Genomic DNA, 522 nt, shown 5'->3' on the forward strand with positions numbered 1-522 from the left:
GGCCTGTCGCAAACCCGCAGCGTTTACCCCGCGTTGACCATGCAGCCCGCATGGTGCCTCCAGTCCCGGAGGCCACCCCATGATCCTGTCCGCCATCGCCGCGAAGCTGAAGCAGCGTGCCAAGGCTGACTTCAAGGGCCGGCACTATGAGGCTGCCCTGATCGTCCAGGCCGTCTCCTGGTACCTGCGCTACCCGCTGAGCTACCGCGACATCGAGGAGCTGTTCCTGGAACGCGGCATGGATGTGGACCACTCCACCCTGAACCGCTGGGTCTTGGCCTACGCGCCGCTGATCGAAAAGCGGTTGCGGCAGTTCCGCAAACCGCACTGCGGCTCGGTACGCATCGACGAAACGTACATCAAGGTGCGGGGGGAGTGGCGCTATCTCTACCGGGCCGTCGACAAGCACGGCAATCCAGTCGATTTCCTGCTCACCGCCAATCGGGATCTCGATGCCGCCAAGCGCTTCTTCCGCAAGATGCTGCAGGATCAGCCGTTGCTCGCCCCGGATCGCATCGGCAC

At 64.0% G+C, this 522-nt stretch carries 1 pseudogene; it reads left to right on the plus strand.

The features are described 5' to 3' along the window. Positions 1-79: 79 nt before the first annotated feature. Positions 80-522 (plus strand): annotated as a pseudogene (locus tag C1631_RS24835) (IS6-like element ISMpo1 family transposase); the annotation flags it as partial.

Origin of the sequence: Chryseobacterium phosphatilyticum, assembly GCF_002899825.2 — a bacterium.
Taxonomy (GTDB): Bacteria; Bacteroidota; Bacteroidia; order Flavobacteriales; family Weeksellaceae; genus Chryseobacterium; species Chryseobacterium phosphatilyticum.